Origin of the sequence: Kitasatospora sp. NPDC091257 (assembly GCF_044757675.1) — a bacterium.
GTDB lineage: Bacteria > Actinomycetota > Actinomycetes > Streptomycetales > Streptomycetaceae > Kitasatospora > Kitasatospora lactacystinica.
The window spans coordinates 1-8,635 of sequence record NZ_JBIVVI010000257.1 but is presented as its reverse complement, the minus strand read 5'-3'; the positions used below and the strand labels follow the sequence as shown (position 1 = coordinate 8,635).

The window sequence follows — 8,635 nt, the reverse complement described above, 5'->3', positions numbered from 1 at the left end:
CGGGTTGCGGGCCTGGACCGGGTCCGGCGGCGGCACGAAGTACCGGGCCGAGGACTGGTCCGGCATCGGCACCGGCTCGCCCAGCGGACCAGGATCGAACGGGGGCACCGCCGGCGGCGCCAGCAGGGCCTGCGGGCCGAAGGCCGGCGCGGCCAGCCCGGCGGCCAGCAGCCCCCTCAACTCCTCGACCCGGGCGTCCAGTTCGGCCGTCCGCCGGGCCACCTCCGCCTCCCGCGACTGCTGGTGGGCGCGCAGCGCCTCGCGCTCGTCGCGGGCCGCGGCCTTCTGCGTCTCGCGCTGCTCCCGCTCCCGGCGGCGCAGTTCCGCCGCCTCGGCGCGCCACCGGGCCTCCTCCCGGCGCTGCTGCTGTCGCTGCGCCTCCGCCCAGATCGCCAGCACCCCGCTGCTCCGCCGCCCCGACACCGTCCGTCCACCCCATTCGCCTCGCGCCGACCGGCCGCCGCGGCACCGCCTCCCGGCTGCGCCGCCGACCGCGCCCGCAACAATAGAACGTGAACACCCCGCCGGGCCAAGCGCCGGTGACCTGCGGGGCTTTCGGGCGGGGCGACGGCGCCGGAGGGCGTGGCGGCCGAGGTGGCGGAAGCCGACGCGGGCCTGTCCGGCGGTGTGTCGCCGGACAGGCCCACGGGCTCCCGCGCCGTGCTGTCGCGGGGTCAGGAGGAGACGGCGTCGGCCTTCTGGATGGTCGCCCCGAGGTCGCACCAGGTGGTCGAGGTGCCGCCGGACTCGACGCGGTTGCCGTAGTGGGTGTAGTTGCCGTAGCCCGGCTTGTAACAGACGATCCGGCCGGTGAAGGCCGAGCCGACGCAGCGGATCGAGGCGCCCGCGTGGCCGCCGCTGCCGGTGAAGTAGGACGGCGCGTTGCAGCTCAACGCGGTCGTGGTGGCCGAGGCCGGGCCGGCGGCCAGGAGCAGGCCCGAGGCGGCGAGGGCGAGAGCGCCGGTGGTGGCGGCGGCACGCTGGAGAATGCGCATGGCTGTTCCCTTCCCGAGGGGGATCGTTCGTGAGGGATTCACTGACGAGGACGCTAGCCGTGCGTTTTGACGGGGTCACGTCGACCCGAGGGCCCGTCGAGCGGGGTTCGAGCGGAGGTCCGGCCGCCGCCCGCCCACCAGGGCCCGGAGGCTCCGCGGGAGCGGCCGGCCTGTCGGTGGCACCGGGTAGTCTCGACGGCTACCGACGGCAAGGAGAGACGTGACGATCCCCCCGCAGCACCCGGAGCCCCAGGGCCGCCCCGCCGGCTGGATCTCCACCGGCCTGAGCTGGCAGGACGGCCGCGCCCTGCTCGGGGCCGTGTGCGGAGCCCGGGTGCACGAGCGCGAGGTGGCGCCGGGGGCGGAGGTCGGCTGGCTGCTGGGCGGCCCGCGCCGCTGCGTCGGGGCCTGGCTGGCGGGGGCGACGGAGCGCACGCCCTGCCCGCACCACGCGGTGATCGATCCGGCCGGCGGGGCGACCCAGTGCCCGGCGTGCCAGAGCGTGGACCGCGGCCTCGCCCTGGCCCGGGACCAGATCCTCGACGACGGCCGCACCTACCTGCTCTACCTCGCCTGGTTCGGCGAGGGTCTGCTCAAGGTCGGCCTCACCGCCGAGCAGCGCGGCGACAGCCGGCTGCTCGAACAGGGCGCGTTGGCCTACGCGTTCACCGTCCGCGGTGCCCTGCCGGCGGTCCGGCGCGCCGAACTCACCGTCGCCGCCTCGGGCCTGGCCCGCGAGCGGTACAAGTCCCGCCTCAAGACCGAGCACTGGTGGTCGCACGGGGACGCCCCGTACCGCCGTACGGTGCTCGCCGAGGCCCGCGCCCAGGCGCACCGGCTGCTGGACGGCCATGCCGTGGAGCTGCTCGCCGACCGCCCGGTGGTCGACCACGTCGAGCGCTACGGCCTGGCCGGCGGCGCCCCGGAGGTGTACCGGGAGATCGTCGGGCTGGCCGACGGCGCGGTCGTCGCGGGCCGGCTCCGGCCGCCGGTGGGCCGGCACCTCTTCCTCGACCAGGCGGACGGCTCCGGCCCGCTGCTGCTGGACACCCGGCTGCTCACCGGCTGGACGCTCGGCCCGGTCACCGGCCGCGGTTCCACGGGCCTGACCCTGCGCGAGCGACTGCGTCCGCCGGAGCCGGACACCCAGGAGGCGCTGTTCTGAGAGCGTTCGCGGAACCGTTCCGACCAGCATGGTTGCGTAATAAAACCGCAAGGGCCTGACCTCGGCCTTGCGGTTTTAATTTGCTACCACTTTGGAGGCGAAGACGAGGGGCGCGGTGCAGACCGGCGCCCGCGAGCGGGCGCCGGCCGGTCGGTCAGCCGCTGATCAGGGCCAGGAGCTGGTTCGCGAGTCCCAGCGCCGGGGCGGCCGCCTCGCCGACGCTCTGGGCCAGGCCGGCCAGCAGCAGCAGGGTGTTGCGCCGGCGGCCCGGCTCCTCGGCGGCGGGGCTGGTCAGCACCGGCAGGGCCTCGGCGAGGCTCTGCCGGTCCGCCTCGTGGAGCCGGCCGTCCCGGGCCAGCTCGGTGACCACGGCGGCGAGCCGGGCGAACAGCGCGGCGACCTCCGGCGGCAGGGCCTGGTCGGCGGCCGGGCCGTTGTTGTGCTGGATGCCGACGTTGTTGCTGCCGCCGTGGATGGTGACCCGGTCGCCGTACTGGACGTTCGGGCGCTCGTTCTCGCTCACTTGCTGACTCCCGTGTTTCCCTGGCCGCCGTAGATGTTGACGCTGTCGCCGAACTGGTACTGCCGCAGGTCCACGCTGATGCTCTGGACGACCTGCTGGAACTCGGCCTGCGGGTTCTCGATCGCGCGGGTGATGACGGCCTGCAGCTCGAACGCCGGCTGCGCGGTGTGCCAGGCCAGCACCGCGGTCGGCGGGCCCGCCGTGTCCACGGCCAGCACGTACAGGTCGGGCCGGCGCAGCACCGGCCAGGTGAAGATCAGGAAGTAGACCGCCACGAGGATCAACGCGCCGACGACCATCCCGCCGGACCCGGAGTCCGAGGACGAGCCGCCGGTGGCCTGCGAGATCACGAACACGGGCACGAAGACGACCAGGGCGAAGGCGAGCAGCCGCAGGAGCGCGCGGCGCCGGCCGGGCACGATCAGGGCGGTGCCGACCCTGGCCACGTTGGCAAGCGGGTACGCCGCCTGCCCGATCCAGAGGATGCGGTTGGTGACCGCGATCCGGGTGGTGGTCGGGGCACCGGTGGAACCGCTCGCGAAGGCCGGCGGCGGTGCGGTGGGCGGTGGCGGCCCGAACGGGGCCGGTGTCGGCGGCCCGCCGGGCGGCGGCGGAACGAACGGGAAGGAGCCGGTCTGGCCGGCCCGGGTCGAATCGGCAGGATCGGTCGGCTGCATGGCCATGTCCCCCAAGACTGTCGTGCAGGGGAGGACAATGTGCCAGCATGTTCCGGGTCTGCACAAGTTCATTGTCGTGCCCGATAACTGACATATCGTCGGTTCGTATGCCCAGCCGACTGCCGACTGCCGACTGCCGACCGCGGGCCGTCAGCTCAGCTTGCCGCGCAGCACGCCCGGGCCGGAGCGGGCCCGGCGGGACAGCGGCGGGCGGGACGGGCGGACGTCGGCGCGGGCCGGCTGCTCGGCCGCCTCCGCGGCCCGCCCGGCCAGCGCGGCCCGGGCGGCGGCCAGTGCGACCCGGGCGAGCAGCGGGTCCTCCCGGACACCGGCCGCGTGCTTGGCGCTCTGGCAGGCGGCGCACCAGACCGGCGAGGCCGGCCCGTCCGGGTACACCATCTCCTCGGGCGGCAGATAGTGCCCACCGCACTCGACGCACTCGAAGACGAACCTCATCCGACGATCACCGTCCCGGATCCGTGGCACCGACCGCAGGGCGACCAGAACGTGTGGACGCTGGGCACCATGCTTCCTTCCTCGTCCAGTTCGACCGTTGCCTCGGTCTTCTGGGTCCCCCCGGACCCGCCGCAACCGGAACAGGACTGAACCTCGGGCATATGCCGTCCTTCCGTGGCGGAGCACCACCGTAGCGCGATTCTCCGTCAGGAAGCACCGCCCGCCGGGATCCGCCACCCGTACGGGTAGCGCGAACCACCGCCGCACGCCCCGCGGCAAACAGTGTCGGTCCCCGCCTGAGCACCAGAACGGGGGCCGACCGCAGGAGGGGAGTCGTCAGCCGCGGGCGGCCCGCAGGAACTCCCGGTTCATCGCCGCGATGCTGGGCAGCGGGATGCCCTTGGGGCAGGCGGTGGCGCACTCGCCGGTGTTGGTGCAGCCGCCGAAGCCCTCGGCGTCCATGGCCGAGACCATGTTCCGCACCCGGGCGGCCCGTTCCGGCGCGCCCTGCGGCAGCACGTTGAGGTGCACCACCTTGGCGGAGGTGAAGAGCATCGCCGAGCCGTTCGGGCAGGCCGCCACACAGGCGCCGCAGCCGATGCACTCGGCGTGCTCGAAGGCGGTGTCGGCGACCTCCTTGGGGACGGGTGTGGCGTGCGCCTCGGGGGCGCTGCCGGTGGGGGCGGTGATGTAGCCGCCGGAGCCGATGATCCGGTCGAAGGCCGAGCGGTCCACCACCAGGTCCTTGACCACCGGGAAGGCCGCCGCCCGCCAGGGCTCGACGTCGATGGTGTCGCCGTCCTGGAAGTGCCGCATGTGCAGCTGGCAGGTGGTGGTGCGCTCGGGTCCGTGCGCCCGGCCGTTGATGACCATGCCGCAGGCGCCGCAGATGCCCTCGCGGCAGTCGTGGTCGAAGGCGACCGGCTGGTCGCCGCGGGTGATCAGTTCTTCGTTGAGGGTGTCCAGCATCTCCAGGAAGGACATGTCCGGGCTGATCCCGCTGACCTGGTAGGTGGTCATCGAGCCGGGTGCGTCCGGGCCGGCCTGGCGCCAGATGCGCAGGGTGAGGTTCACGCGTAGCTCCGCTGGGTGGGGTGGACGTGCTCGAAGTCGAGGTCCTCGCGGTGGAGGACGGGTGCCGCGCCGGTGGCGGTGAACTCCCAGGCGGCGGCGTAGGAGAAGTCCTCGTCGCGGCGGGCGGCCTCGCCGTCGGGGGTCTGGCTCTCGGTGCGGAAGTGGCCGCCGCAGGATTCGGCGCGGTGCAGTGCGTCCAGGCACATCAGTTCGGCCAGTTCGAAGTAGTCGACGAGCCGGTTGGCCTTCTCCAGCGACTGGTTGAGCTCCTGCCCGGTGCCGGGCACCTTGATCCGGCGCCAGAACTCCTCGCGCAGCCGCGGGATCCGCTCCAGCGCCCGCCGCAGTCCGGCCTCGTCGCGGGCCATCCCGCACTCGTTCCAGAGCAGTTCGCCGAGTTCGCGGTGGAAGGAGTCCGGGGTGCGGTCGCCGTCCACCGCGAGGATCAGGTTGAGCCGGTCCTCGACCTCGGCCTCCACCTCGGCGAGCACCGGGTGGTCGGCGGGTACGGCGGGCAGCGGGTGGCGGGCCAGGTAGTCGTTGATGGTCGGCGGCAGCACGAAGTAGCCGTCGGCCAGGCCCTGCATCAGGGCGCTGGCGCCGAGCCGGTTGGCGCCGTGGTCGGAGAAGTTGGCCTCCCCGATCGCGAACAGGCCGGGGACGGTGGTCTGCAGGTCGTAGTCGACCCAGAGCCCGCCCATCGTGTAGTGGATCGCCGGGTAGATCCGCATCGGCACCCGGTACGGGTCCTCGGCGGTGATCCGCTCGTACATCTCGAAGAGGTTGCCGTACCTGGCCTCGACGGCGTCCCGGCCCATCCGGCGGATCGCGTCGGCGAAGTCCAGGTAGACGCCCTGGCCGCCGGGCCCGACGCCGCGGCCCTCGTCGCAGACGTTCTTGGCGGCCCGGGAGGCGATGTCGCGGGGCACCAGGTTGCCGAACGACGGGTAGATCCGCTCCAGGTAGTAGTCCCGCTCCTCCTCGGGGATCTCGGCCGGCGGCCGGGTGTCGCCCTGCGCCTTGGGCACCCAGATCCGGCCGTCGTTGCGCAGCGACTCGCTCATCAGGGTGAGCTTGGACTGGTGGTCGCCGGAGCGCGGGATGCAGGTCGGGTGGATCTGGGTGAAGCACGGGTTGGCGAAGTACGCGCCGCGCCGGTGCGCCCGCCAGATCGCGGTGGTGTTGGAGTTCTTGGCGTTGGTGGAGAGGTAGAACACGTTGCCGTAGCCGCCGCTGGCGAGCACCACGGCGTCCGCGGTGTAGCTGCGGATCTCGCCGGTGACGAGGTCGCGGGCGACGATGCCGCGGGCCCGGCCGTCGACCACCAGCAGGTCGAGCATCTCGGTGCGCGGGTGCAGTTCCACGTTCCCGGCGGCGATCTGCCGGGAGAGCGCCTGGTAGGCGCCGAGCAGCAGCTGCTGGCCGGTCTGGCCGCGGGCGTAGAAGGTCCGGGAGACCTGCACGCCGCCGAAGGACCGGGTGTCGAGCAGGCCGCCGTACTCGCGGGCGAAGGGCACGCCCTGGGCCACGCACTGGTCGATGATCTCCACCGACACCTGGGCCAGCCGGTGCACGTTGGACTCGCGGGCGCGGAAGTCGCCGCCCTTGACGGTGTCGTAGAACAGCCGGCGGATCGAGTCGCCGTCGTTGCGGTAGTTCTTGGCCGCGTTGATGCCGCCCTGGGCGGCGATCGAGTGGGCGCGCCTGGGGGAGTCCTGGAAGCAGAACTGGACGACGTGGTAGCCCTGTTCGGCCAGGGTGGCGCCGGCCGCGCCGCCGGCCAGGCCGGTGCCGACCACGATCACGGTGTGCTTGCGCCGGTTGGCCGGGTTGACCAGCTTGGCGTCGAACCGCCGCTGGTCCCAGCGCTGTTCGATCGGGCCGGCGGGGGCCCTGGTGTCGGCGACCGGCTCGCCGAGGGTGTACTCCAGGTAGCTCATGTCAGCACTGCTCACTTCACCACTGCTCACTTCACGACTCCGGTCATCACGGCCACGGGGACGGACAGGAACCCGGCCGTCAGCACCAGGGCCAGGCCGTTCGCGATCAGCTTGAGCGCCCGGTCGCGGCGGGCGTTGTTGGCGCCGAGGGTCTGTGCGGCGCTCCAGAACCCGTGTCGGACGTGCAGGCCGACGGCCAGCATCGCGACGACGTAGAACACGTCGACGTACCAGCGGCCGAAGGAGGCCACGATGTTCTGGTACGGGTGGCCGTGCTCGGCGGCCGGGTTCACGGTCAGCGTGGTGAGGTCCAGGACGTGCCAGACGATGAACAGCGCCAGGATCACCCCGCCCCAGCGCATGGTCCTCGTCGCGTAGCTCGCCCGGCGGCGCTTGTGCACGTACCGGCTCGGGCGGGCGGCCAGGTCGCGGCGGCTGAGCTGGTACGCGGAGACGCCGTGCAGCACCACGGCGGCCAGCAGGCCGGCCCGGGCGATCCACAGGAACCACTCGTGGCCCAGGAAGGGCTGCCCGATGGTGCGCAGCCAGGCCGCGTAGCCGTTGATGTCGTCCGGGCCGAAGAACACCTTGAGGTTCCCCAGCATGTGTGCGACCAGGTACAGCAGCATGGCCAGTCCGGTGACGGCCATGACCGCCTTCTTGCCGACGGTCGACCGCCACAGGGTCGCCAGGGTGGACGGGTGCCGGGCCGTCCGAGTCGCGGTTGTCATGGCTGCAACGGTAGGGACGGTGGGTCGGGTGCGTCCAAGACATGATGCGGCTCGTGACGATAGGCACTGACTATCGATGCGGCCTATCCTGGCCCTGTGCAGCTCCAGCAACTCCGCTACTTCCTGGCCGTCGCCGAGACCCGGCACTTCACCCGGGCCGCCGAGGCGGCACACGTCGCCCAGCCGTCGCTCTCGCAGCAGATCCGTTCGCTGGAGCGGGAGTTGGGTGCCGAACTGTTCCACCGCACCCGGGGCAACATCGCGCTGACCGACGCCGGGGACGCCCTGCTGCCGCTGGCCCGGCGCATCCTCGCGGACACCGAGAGCGCCCGGCTGGCCGTGCAGGAGACGGTCCAGCTGCGCCGCGGCCGGGTCCGGCTGGGCGCGCCGCCGAGCCTGTGCACCAGCCTGGTGCCGGACGTGCTGCGGGTCTTCCGGGACCGCTACCCGGGGGTGACGCTGGTGGTCCGGGAGGGCGGCTCGCGCGATCTGGTCGGCTGGCTGGCGGCGGGGGAGCTGGACCTCGCGCTGATCATCACCCGGCCGGGCGGGGAACAGGAGCCCGCGCCGGCGGTCACCGAACTGCTGCACGAGGAACTGGTGCTGGTCGCCGCCGAGGGGCGGGCCCGGCGCAAGGTCCGGGTGACGGAGCTGAAGGACCGGCCGCTGGTGATGTTCCGGGAGGGCTACGACGTCCGGGAGGCGACCCTGGCGGCCTGCCGGGCGGCCGGGTTCGAGCCGCGGTTCGCGGTGGAGGGCGGCGAGATGGACGCGGTGCTGGGCTTCGTCCGGGCCGGGCTCGGCCCCGCCGTCGTCCCCGGCATGGTGGCCGCCCGCTCCGGCCTCGCGGTCACCGGGTTCGCCGGGCCCGGCCTCGGCCGCACCATCGCCGTCGCGCACGGCCACGAGGTGCCGCCCACCCGCGCGGCGGAGGCGCTGCGGGAGACCCTGTTGGCGCACCTGCGCGACGCCGCACGCGACGGCGAACTGCCGCCGGGCACCCGGCTGTTGCTGCCGTGAGACCCGTCGCGAGGCGGAGGACGGGGGTCGGGTGCGGGTAGCCGGAGGACGGCC

Annotated in this window: 9 protein-coding genes and 1 pseudogene; 2 read left to right on the top strand and 8 right to left on the bottom strand. The window is 73.4% G+C overall.

Annotation, left to right across the window (positions count from 1 at the left end; genetic code table 11):
* Positions 1-399, bottom strand: a pseudogene (locus ACIQOV_RS14755) (restriction endonuclease); the annotation flags it as partial.
* A 275-nt stretch (positions 400-674) separates the two neighbouring features.
* Positions 675-995 carry a hypothetical protein gene (locus ACIQOV_RS14750; RefSeq protein WP_401048610.1) on the bottom strand — a complete coding sequence of 107 codons (321 nt, stop codon included), beginning with the start codon at positions 993-995 and terminating at the stop codon, positions 675-677.
* A 220-nt stretch (positions 996-1,215) separates the two neighbouring features.
* On the opposite strand from ACIQOV_RS14750, the gene ACIQOV_RS14745 reads away from it, so the two are divergent.
* A complete protein-coding gene (locus tag ACIQOV_RS14745) occupies positions 1,216-2,160 on the top strand; it encodes a DUF2797 domain-containing protein (RefSeq protein WP_401048609.1) in 945 nt (314 codons plus the stop codon).
* A 154-nt stretch (positions 2,161-2,314) separates the two neighbouring features.
* Here the strand turns inward: ACIQOV_RS14745 and ACIQOV_RS14740 are convergent, their stop codons facing one another.
* The 6 genes from ACIQOV_RS14740 to ACIQOV_RS14715 all read right to left on the bottom strand — a co-directional run bounded on the left by ACIQOV_RS14740 (position 2,315) and on the right by ACIQOV_RS14715 (position 7,561).
* Positions 2,315-2,683 (bottom strand): hypothetical protein, encoded by a 369-nt coding sequence (locus ACIQOV_RS14740; RefSeq protein ID WP_401048608.1) that lies wholly within the window; start codon positions 2,681-2,683, stop codon positions 2,315-2,317.
* On the bottom strand, positions 2,680-3,366 hold the full coding sequence (locus tag ACIQOV_RS14735; protein WP_401048606.1) for a DUF6232 family protein: 687 nt from the start codon (positions 3,364-3,366) through the stop codon (positions 2,680-2,682). Before ACIQOV_RS14735 ends, ACIQOV_RS14740 begins: the two co-directional genes overlap by 4 nt.
* A 144-nt stretch (positions 3,367-3,510) precedes the next feature.
* Positions 3,511-3,816: a hypothetical protein gene (locus tag ACIQOV_RS14730; RefSeq protein ID WP_401048604.1), complete on the bottom strand. Its 306-nt coding sequence runs from the start codon at positions 3,814-3,816 to the stop codon at positions 3,511-3,513.
* Between the two features lie 336 nt (positions 3,817-4,152).
* Complete coding sequence (locus ACIQOV_RS14725; protein WP_359913819.1) at positions 4,153-4,890, bottom strand: succinate dehydrogenase/fumarate reductase iron-sulfur subunit; 738 nt, start codon at positions 4,888-4,890, stop codon at positions 4,153-4,155.
* The gene (locus tag ACIQOV_RS14720) at positions 4,887-6,830 is read right to left on the bottom strand and encodes a fumarate reductase/succinate dehydrogenase flavoprotein subunit (RefSeq protein WP_401048612.1); all 1,944 of its coding nucleotides are present in this window, start codon (positions 6,828-6,830) and stop codon (positions 4,887-4,889) included. The genes ACIQOV_RS14725 and ACIQOV_RS14720 overlap by 4 nt, the downstream gene beginning before the upstream one ends.
* 26 nt (positions 6,831-6,856) lie before the next feature.
* A complete protein-coding gene (locus ACIQOV_RS14715) occupies positions 6,857-7,561 on the bottom strand; it encodes a succinate dehydrogenase cytochrome b subunit (RefSeq protein ID WP_401048602.1) in 705 nt (234 codons plus the stop codon).
* Positions 7,562-7,657: 96 nt separating this feature from the next.
* On the opposite strand from ACIQOV_RS14715, the gene ACIQOV_RS14710 reads away from it, so the two are divergent.
* Positions 7,658-8,581: a LysR family transcriptional regulator gene (locus ACIQOV_RS14710; RefSeq protein ID WP_401048601.1), complete on the top strand. Its 924-nt coding sequence runs from the start codon at positions 7,658-7,660 to the stop codon at positions 8,579-8,581.
* The last annotated feature ends 54 nt before the right edge of the window (positions 8,582-8,635 follow it).

What these genes read in the sequence shown, in the direction of transcription:
- ACIQOV_RS14715 (WP_401048602.1), bottom strand. Translation starts at nt 7,561, where the DNA reads ATGACAACCGCGACTCGGACGGCCCGGCACCCGTCCACCCTGGCGACC.
- ACIQOV_RS14730 (WP_401048604.1), bottom strand. Translation starts at nt 3,816, where the DNA reads ATGAGGTTCGTCTTCGAGTGCGTCGAGTGCGGTGGGCACTATCTGCCG.
- ACIQOV_RS14735 (WP_401048606.1), bottom strand. Translation starts at nt 3,366, where the DNA reads ATGGCCATGCAGCCGACCGATCCTGCCGATTCGACCCGGGCCGGCCAG.
- ACIQOV_RS14720 (WP_401048612.1), bottom strand. Translation starts at nt 6,830, where the DNA reads ATGAGCTACCTGGAGTACACCCTCGGCGAGCCGGTCGCCGACACCAGG.
- ACIQOV_RS14750 (WP_401048610.1), bottom strand. Translation starts at nt 995, where the DNA reads ATGCGCATTCTCCAGCGTGCCGCCGCCACCACCGGCGCTCTCGCCCTC.